At 42.9% G+C, this 21199-nt stretch carries 17 protein-coding genes; 8 read left to right on the forward strand and 9 right to left on the reverse strand.

Going from position 1 to position 21199, the window contains the following annotated elements:
* Positions 1 to 123: 123 nt before the first annotated feature.
* The 4 genes from NJD71_RS01560 to NJD71_RS01575 all read right to left on the reverse strand — a co-directional run bounded on the left by NJD71_RS01560 (position 124) and on the right by NJD71_RS01575 (position 5125).
* Positions 124 to 837 carry a cytochrome c1 gene (locus NJD71_RS01560; protein ID WP_319050166.1) on the reverse strand — a complete coding sequence of 238 codons (714 nt, stop codon included), beginning with the start codon at positions 835 to 837 and terminating at the stop codon, positions 124 to 126.
* Positions 837 to 2042: a cytochrome b gene (locus tag NJD71_RS01565; RefSeq protein WP_319050424.1), complete on the reverse strand. Its 1206-nt coding sequence runs from the start codon at positions 2040 to 2042 to the stop codon at positions 837 to 839. The genes NJD71_RS01560 and NJD71_RS01565 overlap by 1 nt, the downstream gene beginning before the upstream one ends.
* A 22-nt stretch (positions 2043 to 2064) precedes the next feature.
* Entirely contained in the window at positions 2065 to 2649 is a 585-nt protein-coding gene (petA, locus tag NJD71_RS01570; protein ID WP_319050167.1) for a ubiquinol-cytochrome c reductase iron-sulfur subunit, read from the reverse strand.
* 532 nt (positions 2650 to 3181) lie between these two features.
* The gene (locus NJD71_RS01575) at positions 3182 to 5125 is read right to left on the reverse strand and encodes an ATP-binding cassette domain-containing protein (RefSeq protein WP_319050168.1); all 1944 of its coding nucleotides are present in this window, start codon (positions 5123 to 5125) and stop codon (positions 3182 to 3184) included.
* A gap of 238 nt (positions 5126 to 5363) precedes the next feature.
* On the opposite strand from NJD71_RS01575, the gene NJD71_RS01580 reads away from it, so the two are divergent.
* From NJD71_RS01580 to NJD71_RS01590, 3 genes are all read left to right on the forward strand, one after another.
* Complete coding sequence (locus tag NJD71_RS01580) at positions 5364 to 5621, forward strand: SlyX family protein (protein ID WP_319050169.1); 258 nt, start codon at positions 5364 to 5366, stop codon at positions 5619 to 5621.
* Positions 5622 to 5852: 231 nt separating this feature from the next.
* Positions 5853 to 7055, forward strand: a complete 1203-nt coding sequence (locus NJD71_RS01585) for an OmpP1/FadL family transporter (RefSeq protein ID WP_319050170.1) — start codon at positions 5853 to 5855, stop codon at positions 7053 to 7055.
* Between the two features lie 378 nt (positions 7056 to 7433).
* Positions 7434 to 8858 carry an outer membrane protein transport protein gene (locus tag NJD71_RS01590; RefSeq protein WP_319050171.1) on the forward strand — a complete coding sequence of 475 codons (1425 nt, stop codon included), beginning with the start codon at positions 7434 to 7436 and terminating at the stop codon, positions 8856 to 8858.
* Between the two features lie 503 nt (positions 8859 to 9361).
* On the opposite strand, the gene putP is transcribed toward NJD71_RS01590, so the two are convergent.
* A complete protein-coding gene (gene putP / locus NJD71_RS01595) occupies positions 9362 to 10861 on the reverse strand; it encodes a sodium/proline symporter PutP (RefSeq protein WP_319050172.1) in 1500 nt (499 codons plus the stop codon).
* A 461-nt stretch (positions 10862 to 11322) separates the two neighbouring features.
* Positions 11323 to 12195 carry a LysR family transcriptional regulator gene (locus tag NJD71_RS01600; protein ID WP_058023799.1) on the reverse strand — a complete coding sequence of 291 codons (873 nt, stop codon included), beginning with the start codon at positions 12193 to 12195 and terminating at the stop codon, positions 11323 to 11325.
* A 505-nt stretch (positions 12196 to 12700) separates the two neighbouring features.
* Here NJD71_RS01600 and leuC point away from each other — a divergent pair.
* The 5 genes from leuC to NJD71_RS01625 all read left to right on the forward strand — a co-directional run bounded on the left by leuC (position 12701) and on the right by NJD71_RS01625 (position 18470).
* Positions 12701 to 14119, forward strand: a complete 1419-nt coding sequence (gene leuC / locus NJD71_RS01605; RefSeq protein ID WP_319050173.1) for a 3-isopropylmalate dehydratase large subunit — start codon at positions 12701 to 12703, stop codon at positions 14117 to 14119.
* 141 nt (positions 14120 to 14260) lie between these two features.
* Positions 14261 to 14911, forward strand: a complete 651-nt coding sequence (leuD, locus tag NJD71_RS01610) for a 3-isopropylmalate dehydratase small subunit (RefSeq protein ID WP_319050174.1) — start codon at positions 14261 to 14263, stop codon at positions 14909 to 14911.
* Between the two features lie 151 nt (positions 14912 to 15062).
* Positions 15063 to 15779, forward strand: coding sequence for a hypothetical protein (locus NJD71_RS01615; protein WP_319050175.1), 717 nt, complete (start codon positions 15063 to 15065; stop codon positions 15777 to 15779).
* 42 nt (positions 15780 to 15821) lie between these two features.
* Positions 15822 to 16925 (forward strand): 3-isopropylmalate dehydrogenase, encoded by a 1104-nt coding sequence (gene leuB / locus NJD71_RS01620; protein ID WP_319050176.1) that lies wholly within the window; start codon positions 15822 to 15824, stop codon positions 16923 to 16925.
* Positions 16926 to 17216: 291 nt separating this feature from the next.
* Positions 17217 to 18470: a L,D-transpeptidase family protein gene (locus NJD71_RS01625; RefSeq protein ID WP_319050177.1), complete on the forward strand. Its 1254-nt coding sequence runs from the start codon at positions 17217 to 17219 to the stop codon at positions 18468 to 18470.
* Positions 18471 to 18724: 254 nt separating this feature from the next.
* Here NJD71_RS01625 and infA read toward each other — a convergent pair whose 3' ends face one another.
* The 3 genes from infA to NJD71_RS01640 all read right to left on the reverse strand — a co-directional run bounded on the left by infA (position 18725) and on the right by NJD71_RS01640 (position 21051).
* On the reverse strand, positions 18725 to 18946 hold the full coding sequence (gene infA, locus NJD71_RS01630) for a translation initiation factor IF-1 (protein ID WP_021814850.1): 222 nt from the start codon (positions 18944 to 18946) through the stop codon (positions 18725 to 18727).
* A gap of 121 nt (positions 18947 to 19067) precedes the next feature.
* Positions 19068 to 19907, reverse strand: coding sequence for a tRNA pseudouridine(38-40) synthase TruA (gene truA, locus NJD71_RS01635; RefSeq protein WP_319050179.1), 840 nt, complete (start codon positions 19905 to 19907; stop codon positions 19068 to 19070).
* Between the two features lie 43 nt (positions 19908 to 19950).
* Positions 19951 to 21051: an asparaginase gene (locus NJD71_RS01640; protein ID WP_319050180.1), complete on the reverse strand. Its 1101-nt coding sequence runs from the start codon at positions 21049 to 21051 to the stop codon at positions 19951 to 19953.
* Positions 21052 to 21199: the final 148 nt, after the last annotated feature.

The following is a 21199-nucleotide window of genomic DNA, read 5'->3' on the forward strand; positions in this document are numbered from 1 at the left end:
AACATTACCTCTAAGAGGCTTATTTTTCAGCTTATCTGGCATTTGGGCTCACTATCAAGGCATAAAAAAGCACTACCGAAGTAGTGCCTTTTTTATTTCTAAAAAATATCTATCGACGATGACTTATTTGACGTCTTTCCAGAATTCTTTATTCAACAAGTATACTGGGATGAGCAACACTAATAAGAATAAAATCACAAAGAAACCGATAACTTGACGATCATGACGAGCAGGCTCACCCATCCACGCCATAAAGTTGACCAAGTCACCAACTTCAGATTCAAATTCTTCTTGGCTTAGCTCTTCTTGCATATTGTGCAATACATGAGGCATAGCAGCATTTGCCAGTACTAAGTTATTAGCGCCCCAAGGACGACTTGGATCTTCATAGAACGATAGTAGGTATGTGTATACCCAGTCATCGCCACGTAGACGTGTCTCAAGTGATAAATCAGGAGGCGCTGCACCAAACCAAGATGCTTGAACTTCAGGATCGATCTCAGCATCGATATGGTCACCGATTTGATCAGTGGTAACCATCAGATATTTTTCGACCAACTCAGGTGGTATCTCTAAATCTTTGGCAATGCGCGAATGACGAACATACTTTGCTGAGTGACACCCAGCGCAGTAGTTCATAAAGATCTTTGCACCGTTCTGTAACGAGCCCTTATTAGTAAAATCAATAGGGGCAGTGCTACAGGCCAAATGCTCGTCAACACCTTCAGCATTGGTGAACGTACCACATCCACCACCAGCTGCTTGGGCAGTACCAGCAGTTAAGGTCAATGCCGCGCCTAAGCCTAGACCAGCTAGGGATTTAATTAGCGTGTTCATTAGTGACCTCCGGTGACGCGTTCTGGTGGCTGTTTACACTTCTCGATAGCAGTGTAGAACGGCATCAGTAAGAAAAACAAGAAATATAGAACCGTGAATATACGAGACATCAACGTTGCTGTTGGCGTTGCAGGTGTCGCACCCAAGTAACCCAATACAACAAAGCTAATAGCAAAGATAGTCAGGGCAATCTTAGACAAGATACCTTTGTAGCGCATTGAGCGAACAGGAGATCTATCTAGCCAAGGCATTAAGAACAATACCGCAATAGCCGCACCCATCGCAATCACACCGCCAAGCTTATCTGGAACTGCACGCAAGATGGCATAAAATGGTGTGTAGTACCATACTGGTGCAATGTGCGCTGGCGTTTTCAGTGAGTTTGCCGTTTCAAAGTTTGGTGGCTCAAGGAAGAAGCCGCCGCCTTCTGGGAAGAAGAACACCACTGCAAAGAAGCAGATAAAGAATACAACGATACCAACCATGTCATGCACAGTGTAGTAAGGATGGAATTCGATACCGTCCAGTGGCACACCGTTTTTGTCTTTTAGTTTCTTGATGTCGATGCCATCAGGGTTGTTTGAACCCACATGATGTAGCGCTACAATGTGCATAAATACTAAACCTACTAGGACTAGCGGAATAGCAACAACATGTAGAGCAAAGAAGCGGTTTAGGGTGATACCAGAGATGATATAGTCACCACGTACCCATTCAGCAAGACCGTCACCAATCACTGGCAGCGCTGCAGGTAGGTTCAAGATAACCTGTGCACCCCAAAATGACATGTTGCCCCACGGTAGTAGGTAACCGAAGAAACCTTCAGCCATCAATGCTAGGTAAATACCCATACCGATGAGCCAGATAAGCTCACGAGGTTTTTGATATGAACCGTATAGCAAGGCTCTAAACATATGCAGGTATACAACTACGAAAAACGCAGAGGCGCCAGTTGAGTGCATATAGCGAATGAGCCAACCGCCTTTTACGTCACGCATGATGTATTCAACAGACGCAAATGCCCCTTCGGCACTTGGGTTGTACATCATCGTCAGCCATATACCAGTTACCAATTGGTTGACTAATACAATCATCGATAGCACGCCAAAGAAGTACCAAAAGTTGAAGTTCTTTGGTGCGTAGTACTTCGACATATGGTATTCATAGGTTTCAGTCGCCGGAAAACGCGCGTCCACCCAGTGCATTAACTTTTTACCTATACTCATGTTAAGCCTCCCCAACCGTCAAAATGGTACCATCCATACCATATTCTGGAACGGGTAAATTAAGCGGTGCAGGAACGCCACTGTATACGCGGCCTGCTAAGTCATATTTTGACCCGTGGCACGGACAGAAAAATCCGCCATACCAATCATTACCACCTAAATCAACCGCGCCCACATCAGGACGGTAGTTTGGTGCACAGCCTAAATGGGTACAAACGCCTTCGACAACCAATACGGTTGGTTCTAAAGAGCGAGTAGGGTTTTTGCAATATTCTGGCTGTAGAGACGCATCAGACTCAGGATCAGATAATAAAGGTTTGACTGATTCTAGTCCTGCGACCATGTCTTCTGTGCGTTTAACCACATAAATAGGTTTGCCACGATATTTGACAACGATCATTTGTCCATCTTCGATAGAACCAATATCTTGGGTTACTGCAGCCCCTGCAGCCTCAGCTTTAGCGCTTGGGTACCAAGAACGGACAAAAGGTGTCGCCACGGCAGCTACCCCAGCTGCACCAATTGCGGCAGTTGAGGCAATAAGAACTCTACGGCGTTGTACATTAACGCCTTCGGCTTGGCTCATTAATACTTCCTCCAGGTGAATGAAATGGGATTATCCCACACTGGGTTTGTGGCTTAGAAAATATACAATATCAAGCCACTTTAGCTGTGCCTAATTTTGCTAATTGTTGCTATTCTAAGCTATTTCGGTGATAAAATAAATTATTGCGTTAAAAATAAAGCAACCTTGATAGGACATATTATAAGGTTGAATATGACAATCAAACCAAAACAGCTGGATTATCAATGTGTAACGTCGACTTTGTTTTGATCAGGATTGTGAGTGCGATGACCTTATAATTAATAAGGATTTTTAGCAACAGCGAATGATACTTGAAATCAAGGCAATGTTCACTAACTTTCACTACCTAACTGTTTTGTAAATCATTATAAAATAGACATCACCACTACATATAATGAAGTGGTGATGTTTTTATCATGACAGTCATCATCTTTATCTAGATATAAATACCTGTCTATCTATTGCAGCAGGCTATTGATTATAGCCTGCAGCTTAAATAAGGCACACCTAAACAAAGACAGATAGCGAGTTGCTAACCTTCTAGTTCGCTCCAGCGTTCAAGCTTAACCATCATCTCATCTTCGATCGTTAATAAACGCTCACTTGCGGCAGTCGCAGCATCTACATCGGTATTGAACCAAGACCCATCAGCCAGTTTTTCTTGCAACTGAGCTTGTTCAGTCTCGAGCGCCGCGATTTCTTTTGGTAAGTTATCCAGCTCGCGCTGTTCATTAAAATTTAGCTTCTTAGTAGCTTTATTTGGCTTGGTATCTGTGCCAGATTTATGTGCTGTTTTTTTGCTAGTGACATTATTGGTTGGTGCTTTTGCCGCACGCGCGGCTTCTTCGCGGTTTTTTTGCACCAAATACTCTTGGTAGCCACCAACATACTCATTGACCACACCTTTACCGTCTTCATCTTCGCCAAACACCCATGTAGAGGTGACAACATTATCCATGAATGAGCGATCATGGCTGATCAGCAATATCGTACCGCCAAAGCTGGCTACAGACTCTTCTAGCAGCTCAAGCGTTGCCATATCTAAATCATTGGTTGGCTCATCGAGCACCAAGATATTGGCAGGCTTTAGCAACTGCTTGGCAAGTAAAACACGGTTACGCTCACCACCTGACAGTGCTTTGACAGGGGTACGCGCACGCTCTGGTGCAAACAAGAAGTCTTGCAGATAGCTCATGATGTGTGTCTTGCGACCGCCAACTTCGACAAAGTCAGAACCTTCTGAGACGTTTTGCGCCACGCTTGCTTCAAGATCCAATTGATCACGCAGCTGATCGAAGAATGCGATTTTCAGATTAGTACCTAACTCTACACTACCAGACTTGGTAACTTCGGCATCAGACATATCGAGTAGGGCTTTAATAAGGGTAGTTTTACCCGCACCGTTAGGGCCGACAATACCAATTTTATCGCCACGCATAATAGTGGTCGTAAAATCATCTACCAGTACATTACCATCGTATTCAAGATGTAAGTTTTTAACTTTACAGACAAGCTTGCCGCTTTTCTCGCCTTGACCCATGGTGATGTTTACGTTGCCCACTTGCTCACGGCGTTCACTGCGCTCTTCACGTAGGGCTTTTAGCTCACGGACGCGGCCTTCATTGCGGGTACGACGTGCTTTGATACCTTGGCGAATCCATACTTCTTCTTGCGCCAGTTTTTTATCAAAGTTAGCGTTGTTCTTTTCTTCAGCCTGTAACTGTAGTTCTTTTAGCTCTTGGTAGCGTGCATAGCCCCCTTCGCCTTGTGTCACGTCGTAACTGGTCAGTTGACCACGATCAAGCTCAATAATGCGTGTCGATAGCTTGTTTACAAATGCTCTATCATGGGTCACGAATAATAAAGTCAGACCTTGCCAGTCAAGCAAGAAGCGCTCAAGCCATTCGATACTTTCAACGTCCAAATGGTTGGTTGGCTCATCAAGTAGGAGTACATCAGGCTTAGTCACTAGTGAGCGCGCAAGTAACACGCGGCGCTTACGGCCACCCGAGAGTGATGACAAATCATCGTCCGGATCAAGACCCATGGTGGTGATAAGACGCCTAGCATCGCGTTCTAAATCCCAGCCATGTACCGCATCGATATCATGTTGCAATGTCGCCATATGCTCGCAAGCATCCATGTCGCCATTAGCACACATATCGACCTGCTCGTTATAGTTAATGAGCAGGTCAGCTGTACGGCGACTACCGCCCATGACGATGTCTAATATACGACCACTAGACTCAGGGACATCCTGTTCTAGCATAGCGACACGCATGCTGCTGTTGGTGATAATCTCACCGCTATCAGGCTGCAATGAGCCATTGATAAGTTTGAATAAAGTTGACTTGCCTTCGCCATTACGGCCAATCAAACAAACACGCTCACCTGAGTTGATAGAAAAATCAATACCATCAAGAACAGGTGCGACGCCAAAGGCTAAGTGAATGTCTTTTAAATGTATCAGTGCCATAGAGTATCTTAAGCTTATATAATAGTGAGGTAGGGGTTGTTGCAAAATTGCCAGCAGTATAACATGCCACCGTCTAACTGTAGTGCGCGTAAATGGTTTTATCAGTACTATTTATGGCGATGACCAACAACTAACACTTTGTGATTGTCATCATAGGCTTACCACTGGTGTCCAGTATTCATTGTCCACTTTACTTACTCGCCCTCCGACCTATACTCACTATACTGTAGAGAAAAACATGAACCAATCCGATAACAAAAACGAGGCTTATAATATGCAAGATGACCTACAAAACCAGGTGATTGATCTACAAATGAACTTGGCACATCTTGAGGTCACAGTAGAGCGACTCGATGAGGTTATTGCACGTCAAGACAAAGATATTCAGACACTACAGCGTCAACTTCAGCTGATTTACAAACAAATTGAGGGACAGGACACAGATAATGGTATTGCACCATTTGATGTTATAGCAGACCGTCCACCACATTATTAATAAGTGCAAAAACAGACGTAAATGAGACATATAGCTGGTGATTAATGAATCCTATATTAGCATTTTTGAATAAGAGTAACGTCTAGTGACTATAAGGTCATAATTCGAAAATAATGTGTTTTTGCAGTTGTTTTAGTGTTAAAAAATCTTTACTATCTTCCACCTCGGATACTGCTTATCTAGAAAAATCGGATATAGCGGTAAAACAATGCGGATGTTTGGAGATATAAAATGCGCGCCACTTTTCATTTAAAAACTCTTGCAGTAGCTATCGCTGCTCTTTCTGTTGCTAGCGTCGCTAGTGCTGCCGGTCTTGATCGTTCAGGTCAAGATGTCACCGCATTTCTACAAGATGGCACCTATGCTGAAGCTGTTTATACTTATATCGACGCTGATGTAACAGGTGAAGACTCTTCAGGCAACAAGCTCGATGATATTGCAGAGTCTTATGACTTTTTTCGTTATGGTGTAAAAGCAGACATCAACGAAACCTTTAGCATCGGTGTTTTATATGATGAGCCTTTCGGTGCAGCGGCTGATTATGTAGGCGATAGCAACTTTGTAGATGCAACAGGTGAAGGTACGAATGTAGAAGTACGTACAGAAAGTATTACTGGTATCCTTGGTGCAAAAATTGGTCAAAACAAAAACTTCCAAGTATACGGTGGCCCAGTTGCTCAGCGCGTAGAGGCAGATGTAAAGTTACGTGGACCTGCTTATAGTGCTGCCAATGGCTATACAACACATATTAGTGCTGATCAAGACTACGGTTATATCGCCGGTGTGGCGTATAGTAAGCCTGAAATTGCATTAAAAGCAGCATTAACGTACCGTTCAGAAATCGAACATAACACGCAAGCGGCTGAAATTTATCCTTTTGCTCCAAGAGTAGGGTTATCAACAGATAGTACCAATACTATTGAGGTTACTACTCCTGAGTCAATAAACTTTGATTTCCAAACAGGTATCAACCCTACAACGCTAGCGACTGCAAAGGTGCGTTGGGTGCCATGGAGCGATTTTGCAATTACCCCATCGCTATATAATGGTGTCAGCCAAGTACTTGCAACAACACCTGCTGGTGCTGGTATACCTTTAGATGGTTTAGACTTAGTCAGTTATGACGACGATCAGTGGCAAGTGGAGTTGGGTCTAGCCAAGCGTGTCGCACCAGCATTGGCTGTTAGTGGTACTGTAGGTTGGGATAGCGGAGCAGGTAACCCTGTAACTTCACTAGGACCTATCGAAGGCTACTATAGCGCTGGCCTTGGTGCCAAATACAACGTGACCGAAAACTGGGCGGTATCTGCTGGTGGTAAGTATTTATGGTTCGGTGATGCCGAAGGTCAAATTCCAAGTAAAACCATCGTTAGTGATTTTGAAAGCAATGACGGTTTTGTATTGGGTGTAAAGGTCTCTTACCAAGCCCAATAAATCATAGTTTCACTATAAAATGATTTTTATCGTCTAGTGATAAAAAAAGCGACTCTATTAAGGGTCGCTTTTTTTTATGTCGTATTTCTCGATACGTGCTGTTTGAAATATTGTGAACCAACATATTTAGATTGTTGATATTACTCGGCAATGTAAATATCACGATGAAACAAAACTAAAAAACAATATTTCACTAATATCTTATTTGTACTGTTCAGTCATAATTGAGAAATAAAGCACTTTAATTGTTGTTTTAGTGTCAAAAAGGCATTAGTATTCAACTTAGGACACGACTTTAATAGTTTCAATGTTTGGTAAATCAATGCTAAATACTGATTATTAAAGTAGTAATACAACAAGGACCGTTGGAGATACATAATGCGCACTACCTTTCACTTGAAAACCCTTGCAGTAGCAATTGCCGCTCTTTCTTTCGCTAGCGTAACCAACGCTGCTGGTCTTGATCGTTCAGGTCAAGATGTCACCGCCTTTTTTCAAGATGGTACCTATGCTGAAGCTGTCTATACTTACATCGATGCTGATGTCAGTGGTAGAGATAGTGCTAATACTAACCCATCTCAAAACGATTATGAACGTGGTAATGCAACGGGTGATATTGCCGAGTCTTACGATTTCTTCCGTTATGGTGTAAAAACTGATATCAACGATACTTTCAGTATTGGTGTTTTATACGATGAGCCTTTTGGCGCAGCAGCTGAATACACGCAAGGTAATTTTGTAGGGCAAGGAGACATTGATGCTTCCATCGCGTCTATTACTGATGGTGCTGCTCCGAGCCTTGCAGCAGCACAATTTGGTATATCTCAACTTGAACCAGGAGAAACTGCTGGTTTGTTGACCGATGAACAACAAGCAAGTTTGGATGGATTGCGTGGAGCAGTAGCAGTAGCAACAGCAGAAGCTACTGGTGCTGGTGAAAATACTAATGTTGAAGTTCGTAGCCAGAGCTTAACAGGTATTCTTGGGATGAAGTTTGGTGCGAATAAAAACTTTCAAATTTATGGTGGTCCAGTAGCACAGCGTATTCAAGCAGAAACAAAACTGCGCGGCTTAGCTTACGGTCCTGCTTCTGGTTATACCTCAAATAGCAATCCTGATATGGATTATGGTTATATCGCAGGTGTATCTTTTAGTAAGCCTGAAATTGCTTTGAAAGCTGCTTTGACCTACCGTTCTGAAATTGATCATGATGTAGAAATATCTGAGTCTTATCCTTTGGTAGCGATTAGAGCTATATCAGCAGGAGCTACGCCAGAACAGGCAGCAGCGCTGTCAAACAGAGTGAGTAATTATGAGATTTCTACTCCTAAATCAGTCAACTTTGATTTCCAAACAGGTATTAACCCAACGACTTTAGCTACGGCAAAAGTGCGCTGGGTGCCATGGAGTGATTTCGTTATCACACCACCACTTTATAATGATACTAGTAAAATCAGCTATGGCCCTGATGGATTAAACTTGGTTGAGTATGATGATGACCAATGGCAAGTAGAGCTAGGTCTTGCCAAGCGTATTGCACCAGCGTTAGCTGTTAGTGGTACGGTTGGTTGGGATAGTGGTGCTGGCGATCCAACAACATCATTAGGTCCTGTTGAAGGCTACTATAGTGTCGGTCTTGGTGCCAAGTACAACGTAACTGAAAACTGGGCAGTATCAGCTGGCGGTAAATACTTGTGGTTCGGTGATGCTCAAGGTCAGCTACCTAGCGATAAAATCGTTGCTGATTTTGAAGACAATGATGGCTTCATCGCTGGTGTAAAACTGTCTTATCAGGGAAAATAGTTTCTTGATGTAACTGTTAGATAATGAAAAAGCGACCTACAATAGGTCGCTTTTTTGTGGACTGTAATATTGTGATTGTTATGAAAGGTTTTGAGTGCAGGTGGTTATGTGATCATAGTCAGTTAGAGGGACGAGTGCTATTTCAATACTAGAGTTTGGCTTTGTAGCTACTATCTATTGTTTATCTATGCGTTGATGCTAACTTTATGTAGGTGCTCGACGAGTTTTCAAGCCATCTTCGTGAGTTAATAACGACAGGATACTGTCATTCTACTATCGATGCTCTAGCGAGGTATATGTTTAGCGCTATGATGGCTGGATCGTTAGTCAAGCAAGGATAGGTACCTGCATAGTACTTCAACGCCTTGCTCCACTTATCTCAATTGCTTCACTTATCGCGACTGCTTAGCTTGTAGTTAAAAGATACTGATAAGCAAAGTCAAAAAAAACCTCGCCACTAATGGCGAGGTTTTTTAGTCATAAAGTAAAGCGAGTGTATCAACTTATTTATTTAAGTTAAGCTCCATCTCTTTATACTTAGCAGATACTGAAGGTCTTGGACCACCAGTCATAATACTAACGGCAAAGATAGCGATAGTGCTTAAGATAAAGCCTGGAACGATAGCATATAACCAGCTGTTAAGCGCCATACCATCGACTTGGAATGGACCATAGATCCATAGGATAACTGTCAATGCACCAACAACCATACCAGCAACAGCACCGTTACGGTTCATACCACGCCATGTTAAGCTAAAGATAACCAACGGACCGAAAGCTGCACCAAATCCTGCCCATGCATTAGAAACCAAGTTCAATACTGAGCTATCTGGGTTAGAGGCTAGCATAATAGCGACAACAGCAACGATGATTACTGAAATACGTCCAACCAATACCTGACGCGCTTCTGGTGCGTCTTTATCAAAAAATAGCTTGTAAACATCTTTTGTTAGAGAACTTGATACCACCAACAGCTGTGATGAAATTGTGCTCATGATGGCAGCTAGAATAGCCGCTAATAAGAAACCTGACACTAATGGATGGAACAAGAACTGAGTAAATACTAAGAAAATCGTCTCAGGATCATCAAGCGTCATCGCTGTTTTTTGTACATATGCGCGACCCGCAAAACCAGTCATTAATGAACCGATAAGGCTGACAACCATCCAGCTCATACCGATATTACGTGCTGTCGGTACATCTCTAACCGAGCGAATAGCCATAAAGCGTACAATAATATGCGGCTGACCGAAGTAACCAAGACCCCATGCCATGAGTGAGATAATACCGATAACACTCATACCACTCGTCACATTTAACAGGCTTGGATCAATGTTTCTAACCGCTTCACTTGTGGCAGAAATACCACCAAGATCATTAAAGGCAACGACAGGTACGATTACCATTGCAAAAAGCATGATAACACCCTGCACAAAATCCGTCATTGACACCGCTAGGAAGCCGCCGAATAACGTGTAGGCAACAACGACACCAGCAGTAACCCATAGACCAGTACTATAAGATAGGTTAAGTGAGCTTTCGAAAAGCTTACCGCCACCTACTAGACTTGCAGCCGTGTAAACGGTAAAGAATAGAATGATAACCACCGCCGAGATAACGCGTAGCATGTGCGACTTATCTTCAAAGCGGTTGGCAAAGTAATCTGGTAAGGTGATAGCGTTGTCAGCTACTTCGGTATAAACACGAAGGCGAGGCGCTACAATGATGTAGTTTAAAAGGGCACCAAGGGTCAAGCCAAGTGCAATCCATATACTAACGACACCGTCAGCGTACATATAGCCTGGAAGACCAAGTAATAACCAACCTGACATATCTGAGGCACCTGCTGATAGTGCAGTTACTGCTGGGCCCAAGTTACGGCCGCCGAGCATGTAGCCTTCAGTATCATTGGCTTGCTTAAAGTAAGCATAGACGCCAATCCCGATCATCACTAAAAAATAGGCGCCAAGCGATATCAGCACGCCACTAGAAACTCCGTTCATATAAATTATCCTTAACCAACATGGTTGGCTGTAATTATTTTTTAACTATAAAAGTCTTCATCCTACAAGGCGATGTTCAAAACAATATCTAAAGACAAAAAAAGCCATTAATGTGAGACATAATGGCTTTTTTCAGTATCTAATGTAGTTTTATATGATTGAGATGGCTCTATGGCTAGCACTCATATAGAGATAGAGAACAACGGGAATGTCGCATTCCGCTTATTTATTATTGCTCGCATCTGCTATTTATATATGAGTATTAGCAACCTACATAATCAATCAGATGAAACCATTAAACTTACTGTTAACCATCATATCTTACTAGAAGTATTCGATATATGACTATCAGTGTCCCTGTGGTAAGTTTTTGTTATTAAAGCAACGTCAAGCGCATTATAACGCATGGCAGTCACAAATGCGAATAGCTTAATCTGATAAATTGTTATAGTAGACGGTTTTTACTCGATAGGTGCAAGCAGGTCTAATAATGCAGTCACGCTACTAGATTGGGTTAACTTTGGATTGATAACCACACCTAAATAGCGTTGTAATTCGATATTGTCAGCCATATCGATACGTTCTAAATCTTGACTGACCATTGTTTGTGGCAACACGGACCAGCCAAGTCCAACAGAGACCAACATACGAATGGACTCAAGAGGGTTGGTGCTCATCGTGGCATATGGCTTTAGGTTATGCTTAGCAAATTCAGCCAAAGTGATCTGACTGGTAAAGGTATTGGCAGACGGCAAAATGGCAGGGTAGCGTGCTAGCTGCTCTAGTGTGACATTCGATTTGGTAGCCAAAGGTGATAGCGTACCGGTCATAAAGTAGAGCGGATCTGACCATAGCGTATGATACGTTAGACGCTTATCATATACAGGGGGTAGTGTCACAAATGCCAACGACAGATCACCATCCAATACTGCTTTGTGCGCTTTTTCTGAATCAACAAAATGCACTTCTAACTGGACTGCTGGATAAGTCTGGATAAAATGCTTCAGTACTGGTGCCAGATGATGTAAGCCAATATGATGGCTCGTACCAATCACAAGCTTTCCAGATACGATATGCTGAGAGTGCTGTAGATTAATCTTAAAATTCTCATAATCTTCTAACCAGCGCTTGGCATGTGGTAACATCTCGCTGGCTGCTTGAGTAGGTACAATCCCGCGCCCTACAGTATCGAACAGAGTAATGTTAAATTCATCTTCTAGGTTTTTGATGCGCTTGCTGACGGCCGGCTGAGTGATAAACAGCTTTTCTGCTGCACCTGATATACTGCCGGTGTGCATAACGGTAACGAATGTCGTCAAGTTTGTAGTGTTCAAGCGGGTGTCCTTAGCTACTTTATGAGCTATAAATAAAAGTTGGCGTATCTAATTATAACGTATTAGAAATAAAAGTTTGCATCTGGTTAAAAATCATCAATTATTATTATAGGATTTGCCTGCTATAATCACAAGACATCAAGACGTATTGTCACATATTTATTCTACAAACCTGATTATTTACGACATAAAAACATGCTTTGAGCACTGATAATTGTCATAGAGTGCAAGTTATAGGTAAGCAATCTGTACTACTGGTTTAACGATGAGTCTAAAAATAGCGATTGAAAAATTAGCAGTCTTACTTTTGGCCTTAAAAACCATAGCCTAAAGAATATAATTTAAAGGGTATAACCTAAACAGCATAAGTGATTATCACGATTGTAGAGACGACGTTATAGATCAGTATAATATTTAAACAACCACTCAAATAGATAAAATCCCAGCTTGCCATTGAGTAAGTCTGCGAAAATTAAGTCATTAGTCATCAATAAAGGATAGCATCATGGCCGGTCAAACATTATATGACAAACTTTGGAACGCTCACGAAGTCACCAAGCGCGATGATGGTTCGAGCTTAATCTATATCGATCGTCATCTTTTACATGAAGTAACTAGTCCACAAGCCTTTGAAGGGTTAGAGCTTGCCAATAGGGCACCATGGCGCCTATCTGCCAATATCGCAAGTCCAGATCATAATGTACCGACTGTCACCAAAGAGCGACTAGAAGGCGTACCTGGTATTAAAGACAAAGTGTCACGCTTGCAAGTTGTCACTTTAGACGAGAACTGTACCAAGTTTGATATTGCTGAGTTTACCATTAATGATGCGCGTCAAGGCATTTTGCACGTCGTTGGTCCTGAGCAAGGCTTAGTACTACCTGGTATGACCGTTGTCTGCGGCGATTCGCACACAGCCACCCACGGGGCGCTTGGTTGTTTGGCTCATGGTATCGGTACCTCTGAAGTTGAGCATGTATTGGCAACGCAGTGTTTGATTCAAAAGAAATCAAAAAACATGCAGATCCGTGTTACTGGTCAACTGGGTACTGGTGTGACATCAAAAGATGTCGTATTGGCTATTATCGCCAAGATCGGTACGGCGGGTGGCACAGGACATGCGATTGAGTTTGCAGGTCAAGTATTTGAAGACATGAGTATGGAAGGTCGTATGACCGTCTGTAATATGGCCATCGAAGCCGGTGCCCGCGTAGGTATGGTAGCAGTTGATGATACGACGATAGATTATGTCAAAGGTCGTCCGTATGCGCCTGATGAATCACAGTGGCCACAAGCGGAAGCTTACTGGCGCACACTATATTCAGACAATGATGCGGTATTTGATACTGTGGTTGAAATCGATGGTAGTCAAATAGCGCCTCAGGTGTCTTGGGGTACCTCACCTGAGATGGTGGTAGATATCACGCAATCTGTACCAACGCCTGATCAAGCTATTGATGAAGCGCAAGAAGAGGGCTGGTTACGCGCTTATACCTATATGGGGCTAGAGGCAGGTCAGAAAATAACAGATATCCAGCTTGATCGTATCTTTATTGGCTCATGTACCAACTCTCGTATTGAAGATCTGCGTGATGCAGCAGCGGTAATTAAAGGCCGTAAAGTTGCTGATAACGTCAAAGAAGCTATCGTCGTTGCAGGCTCTGGACAAGTAAAATTGCAAGCAGAAGCAGAGGGTTTGGATGCTTTGTTTACTGAAGCGGGCTTTGAGTGGCGCGAACCAGGTTGTTCAATGTGTCTTGCGATGAATGCAGACAAACTTGAGCCACAAGAGCACTGCGCTTCAACCTCTAACCGTAATTTCGAAGGTCGTCAAGGTAATGGTGGACGTACGCATTTGGTGAGTCCAGCAATGGCAGCCGCTGCAGCATTGGCCGGTCATTTCGTGGATGTTCGTACGTTTTAGGTCCGATGAAGATGAGTTGAAAACTGGTATATATAGTTATGACTTATGCCAGTATATTGTTTGAATCAGTGAGAGATTTATTGCCGTTTACTGACTCATCAAAGTCTTCCGCCAGCAAAAATACAATTGATAGGAAATTTTATGCAAGCTTATAACACCCAAACCGGTATCGTTTGCCCACTTGATCGCGCAAACGTTGATACCGATCAAATTATCGCAAAACAGTTTTTGAAATCTATTAAGCGTACAGGTTTTGGCGTAAATCTATTTGACGATTGGCGCTATCTGGATGAAGGCTATCCAGGTCAGGACAATAGTACACGCGTTATTAATCCAGACTTCGTGTTGAATAAGCCGCGCTATCAAGGCGCTACCATATTGCTGGCACGCAGAAACTTTGGCTGTGGCTCTAGTCGTGAACATGCCCCTTGGGCGCTTTCAGAGTATGGCTTTCGCACCGTCATTGCGCCGAGCTTTGCAGATATTTTTTATAATAACTGCTTCAAAAACGGCATGCTCCCGATTGTTTTAGACGAAGCTATCGTGGATACTTTAATGAAAGCCACGATTGCCAATGAAGGCTATGAGCTTACCGCTGATCTAGAGCGTCAGGTGGTTATCACGCCAACAGGCGAAGAGTACGCCTTTGATGTCGATGCTTTTCGCAAACATTGCTTACTCAATGGACTTGATGATATCGGCTTAACATTGCAGCAAAGTGATGCTATCAAAGACTATGAGCACAAAATGATGCAAAAAACGCCATGGATATTCAACAGCGTACGCGCTTAGCTGGTGGGTCGATGATGAGTTTATGGGTTATTGCTTACAAAACTACCGGACAGGCGTAACGCAGCGTTGAGTTATGGCGGTGAACTGGCTAAAATGAAAGGTGGTTTTTTACAATATTTTATTATCTCTATTACAAATAGTAGCCGCCATTATGAATAAAAAACATTATGCTCTATGGACAAGCACCATTGTTACTGCAAGCTTATTTTTGTCAGGCTGTCAGCTGCTGACGGGTTACCAAAAAATAGACGAGGCAAAAAGTGCGCAAGCGTGGGTAGGTAAAATTCAACCTATCGATGGGGAAGTAAACATCGCGTGTGTGGGCACTTATCACTGTGAAATTGTGCAAATAGACAAGACGCTCATCATCGCGCCTGACAGTCACAAACCAGTCAATCCTCAGATTGTAGTGGATATGCCCAGTTACCAAGGTGCGATAAACGCCCCTGCAAGTATGGATATGACGCCTCTTATCAATAAAAACGCTATAAAGATAGTACCGTTAGCAGCGTCTGGCATGCCTGGGTTGACCAATTACTATGCTCGAGTACTGCCTGCAAAACACGAAGTCCATGTTAATTTTTATCCAGAAAACAACATGAGCTATATTGAGCGTTTTGCGATGATTCATGATTTTGCTGAGGCAGGTACTTATCAGTTACGTGCTTATCAAAAAAACATGAGCAAAAAGCCTGGTAGCCTACTAGAAACAGCATCACCTGAGCCTTTGTGTATTGAGCTATTGCAAGGTAATGAGGTGCAGCGCCGCTTCTGTAAGCAACTGGAGGCTGAGCATCAAGGTGAGTTTGTAGAGACTGACATCATAAAAACTGTATCATCATCCAAAGCCAAAAAAATCAAAGCGTAATAAAATTAATTTACCAATAAAAATATATCCAAAAGGATTAGTATGGCAACGATTTTAACATTAGCAGGCGATGGTATTGGCCCTGAAATCATGACTCAAGCTATTGATGTGCTCAAAGCAGTCAATGATAAGTTTTCGCTAGACTTAACATTAGAGTCTGGATTGATTGGCGGCGTAGCCATTGATGCAACAGGTGAGCCCTTACCTGATGAGACGTTAGCGCGTGCGCGCGCAGCAGATGCTGTATTATTAGGTGCAGTCGGTGGACCTAAGTGGGATACAATTGAACGTAGCAAACGCCCTGAGCGCGGTTTGCTAAAAATTCGCGGCGAGCTTGGTCTATTTGCTAACTTACGTGTAGCAAAACTTTATCCGCAACTAGCCAATGCGTCAAGCATCAAACCTGAGATCATATCTGGTTTAGATTTGCTTATCGTTCGTGAGCTGACAGGTGGTATCTATTTTGGTGAGCCACGTGGTATCCGTACACTAGACAACGGCGAGCAGCAAGGCTATAACACAATGGTGTATAGCACCAGCGAGATTGAGCGTATTGGTAAAGTTGCTTTTGAGCTGGCAAAAACACGTGCCGAAGCCGCAGGTAGAGCTGCCAAAGTATGCTCAGTAGACAAAGCCAATGTCCTAGAAGTGACTGAGCTGTGGAAGCAGACGATAACTCAGATGCAACAAGCTAATTATAGCGATGTGGCGCTGTCGCACATGTATGCGGACAATGCGTGCATGCAATTGATCAAAGATCCTAAGCAGTTTGATGTCATGGTGACGGGCAATATGTTCGGTGATATCTTATCTGATGAAGCAGCAATGTTGACAGGCTCCATTGGTATGTTGCCATCAGCAAGCTTAGATGAAGCTGGCAAAGGTATGTATGAGCCATGCCATGGTTCAGCACCAGATATCGCTGGGCAGGATAAAGCCAATCCACTGGCGACTATTTTGTCTGTTGCTATGATGCTGCGTTACACCTTTAAGCAAGAAGCAGCAGCACAAGCGATCGAGCAAGCAGTTAGTGAGGTTCTCGATGATGGTTTGCGTACGCTTGATATTCTAGACAGTAGCGAAGCTGGCTTAAAACAAGTAGGGTGCCAAGAGATGGGTCAAGCTGTTCTAGCTAAATTATCGTAAGTTTGTTGATGTGATATAGATTTCTTTGACAGCCTTATTTGTGTTTTTTGGACCCATAAGTTATTAAGTAACTTATGGGTTTTTTGTACTATAGGCATAGAATCGCGCTTTAATGTAAACAAACCAGTATGTTTATGCGCTCTATTAACAAATGCACAGTAGGAATAGTCAGTTATTAACATAAAGCTGTTAGAGGATAGTGGTAGCACTGTGGCAATATATTCCTACAATAAATTTTTTGACATTTTTTCGATACTTTTTTCGATATATAGTAATTATTTAGGAGGTTTTATGTCTCAACTACTCAAGGTTGGCGGCGTTGTCGTTGCTATAGGGACAGCATCATTATTATCAGTGGGTTGCAGTAACGCTAATACCACTGAAAACAGCGTACAAACGACTAATGACGCGGCAGATATGGAGACGAGTGCAGAAGCTCCTACAACGGATAGTAGTATGACTGCAAATACAGACACTGACATGAGCGCTATGAGCAATCAAAATAATGACAGTACCAATACTGGGGCAACAGACAGCATGATGATGGGTGGCAACGATACCAGTCCCGTCACCAATGGTGTCAGTCAGCAAATAGAAGGTGATAGCAACACTGCCAACTCGTTGAATAAACTACTTCCTAAAATTAAATATAGCACAACAGAATTATCGGAAACTGCCAAAAAAGTAAATGACGCCACATGGACAGCTGACAGTAAAATAGATCGAAATATCGGTACTAAAGTACAAGCACTATTGAACTGGAATCATAGTGGTGTTGGGGCAGTGGATGGCTACTGGGGAAAGAATACACGTAAAGCCATGCAAGCGTTCCAAAAAGCACAAGGCCTACCAGTAACAGAATCGCTGGACGAAACAACGTGGCAAGCATTAACTCAAAATAGTACGCTTACTTCACAACCCGTATTGGTCAGCTATCAGTTAACCGACGCTGATGTAAACGTCAAGACAACTCAGATTCCGGCTAGCGCAGAAGCCAAAGCGAAGCTAGATGGTATGTATTACGAAAGCATTCTAGAATCTTTAGGTGAAAAATTCCATATCAGTCGTGACTATCTTAAATTGCTCAATCCTAATGCTAGCTTCGAAAGTGGTGAAACTATTATCGTTTATAATCCAGGCAATCCTAACACCACACCAGTAAGTCGCGTGGTCGCTGATAAAGACACACAAACGCTATATGCTTATGACGATAGTAATAATTTGGTAGCCAGTTACCCGACGACAGTAGGCAGTACAGCAACACCTTCACCAACAGGTACGCATCAGGTCAAAGTAAAAATTCATGAGCCCAATTACACCTATACTAGTGATGATGGTAAAAAGTCGATCATACCACCAGGTCCTAATAATCCAGTCGGATCAGTGTGGATTGGGTTAAGCAAGCCCTCTTATGGCATTCATGGTTCACCAGATCCTGAGCGTATCAGCCGTCAAGCATCAGCAGGCTGTGTTCGCCTCACCAACTGGGATGCACTTAGTCTATTAGGAGTTATCAAGAGCGATGCAACTGTCGAGTTTAATTAATCTATAATTTAAGCAGTTCATAAAACACAGACAAAAAAATACCGCTAATATTGAGCGGTATTTTTTGGTAAAAATAAACAGCGAATACTAAATAACTAAAACTGTGATAGGCAATAATGAGTAGGTCATCATTTTCATTATTATTATCAGTTAAACCACCCAAGCGTCTATATTAGCTATCAGCGATAAAGTAGCTATTTGGTTGTTGGCTGTATTTTTACAAATACGTTTGTAACTATTTGGTTGGTATGTATTTAGTTCTTACCACGGTACGTGATACGACCCTTAGATAGGTCATAAGGGGTCATCTCGACCTTAACTTTATCACCTGTCAAAATACGAATATAATGCTTACGCATCTTACCTGAGATGTGTGCAATGATTTCGTGTCCGTTTTCTAAACGAACTTTGAACAAGGTGTTAGGAAGGGTATCAATGACTTCGCCTTCAAATTCGATAATATCGTCTTTTGCCATAATTTGTATCAATCAATTAAAAATAAGCCCATATTATACGTAAGTTAGTAGATTAAAGCAATACAGAACCTGGTTTTGACTTGACAGCCTGTAAGTGATATGTATATCAGGTTATGTTGCATCAATCAGGTAGATTTAGCCAGACAGGCGTTAATGGTGCATCTGGTAATAAGGACTGGAAGCGTTCGGGGTAGTAGGCATTGATAAAATACAGACCGTCGCCTGACGCCGTGGGCGGCGCAATGGTTCGATCTTTTTTATTCAAAATGTTCAAAAAATCTGCTGGTTTTAGCTCATGTCTACCGATAGCGTATAACGTACCCATTAGATTACGAACCATATGATGCAAAAAACCATCTGCCTGTATGTCGAATACAATAAACTGTCCATGAGCAAAAAGATGAGCATGACTGATGGTACGGACTGGCTGGTTGGACTGGCAGGCCGCCGCACGGTAGCTGCTAAAGTCGTGCGTGCCAACAATATCGGACGCCGCCTGTTGCATAGCGGTGAGATCAAGAGGCTCATAGATGTGAGTCACTTGATGATTCAGTATCGCAGGTCTCTGTGTTTGATTGAGCGTGATATAGCGATAACGCCGGGCAATCGCGCCAAAGCGCGCATGGAAATCAGCGGGCATTGGCTGAACCCAGCGTAGCGCAATATCATCAGGCAAGAGGCTGTTTACACCGCGTAACCAGTTATGAGTAGGGCGATACGCATGGGTGGTGAAATGAGCAATCATGTTACTGGCATGGACACTGGCGTCAGTACGTCCAGCAGCAATGACTTCAACTGATTCGTTGGCGACTTTGCTAATGGCATTCTCTAACGCTTCTTGGACACCCAGCACCTCTCGTTGTCGCTGCCAGCCATGATAGTGTGTACCCAAGAATTCGATGGCAATCGCTAAAGTATATAGTGGCGATTGTTCATGATCGATGATTTTAGTATCAGACATTGTGGTTTCTAAGCTTATAAATTTGGAATGGATGGAGAGTTGCTTATCTTTTTTTGATGCTCGTACCCGCTTGACTGACATTATTCAACCAACGCTGTCGACGTCTTGCTGGACTGTCATAGCGCAGTAGCAGCCATAGCAAACGTGCATAAATAGCAGGGATAGTTAAACGACCACCAGCAATTACATGATGGTCATATTGCCAACTACCAGCGGCATAGCTGTCGCTTACACCGCCAAACGGACATTGGCTAGCGCATATCACGATGTGTCCCTGCTTATGAGCAAGATTGAGCGTATCTGCTAGCGTATCTGAATAAGGAATATTACCAGCGCCAAACCCTAGCAGGATAATGCCACATGGCGGCTGAGATAATAAACTTTGTAATTGATTGTTTATTACAGACGCATCATTGGGCAAGCAGTATAAGGCATGAATCTTGGACTGCTCAGCGCGTGCTGTGATATTAGGTAGCAAGACTTGCTGATCATCAAGCCAATGCTGTCTGCGAGTCTCTGGGAGGTTTCTGATATAACTGTTGGCCGGATATGCCGCGCGCGAATGACCCGTAAATGCCATAAGATCATGACTGTGAATCTTTTGCACGGTTTGTGCAGGCCACGATTCACCGCCAAAGCTAATTTTGACGCCTGACTCACCAGCAGCAGCCAACCTTAATGAGTCGTTAAGATTGCCCCAAGCATCGCTATGGTCGTCAATCTCATAGGACTGTATTACCTCACTGTTTAGCAATGGTCGCATGCTTCCAGTCACTACGATACAAATATCGCTACCGGCAAAAGCTTCTGCTAAAAATGCACCTAAGTAACTCAATGTATCAGTGCCGCTAATCAACACAAAGCATCTCTCACCTTGTATGTAAGCATTAAGTAACAGCTGATAAAAATGTACAAAATCGCTGGGGGTAAGCTGGCTACTGTCTTTGATTAGCGTGTTGTCCAACCATGAAATGGCTGGTGAAGTAACGGCATTATCTTGTTCAGACAATAGTTTTTTTAGTGTAGGCAAAAAGACTTCTGCTGATAAAGGGGCCAAAGGGCGGCCATAGCTACCAAAGGTACCGCCAGCATAAATCAGTTGAATAGGATCGGATAGGTTTTTGGATGTAGCAGAAGATGGCATAATATCAACACAGTAAAAAGTATGGAAGAAAAAAGGTGCTATAGAGTTTAGTAGCAGCAGTGATAGCATTTAATAATAGATGGTATCAGAATTAGATGCAAAAAAAACAGCAAGTACACCTTAATTAGGGAGTACTTGCTGATGACTA

The sequence above is a fragment of the Psychrobacter sp. PP-21 genome (assembly GCF_033790785.1).
GTDB lineage: Bacteria > Pseudomonadota > Gammaproteobacteria > Pseudomonadales > Moraxellaceae > Psychrobacter.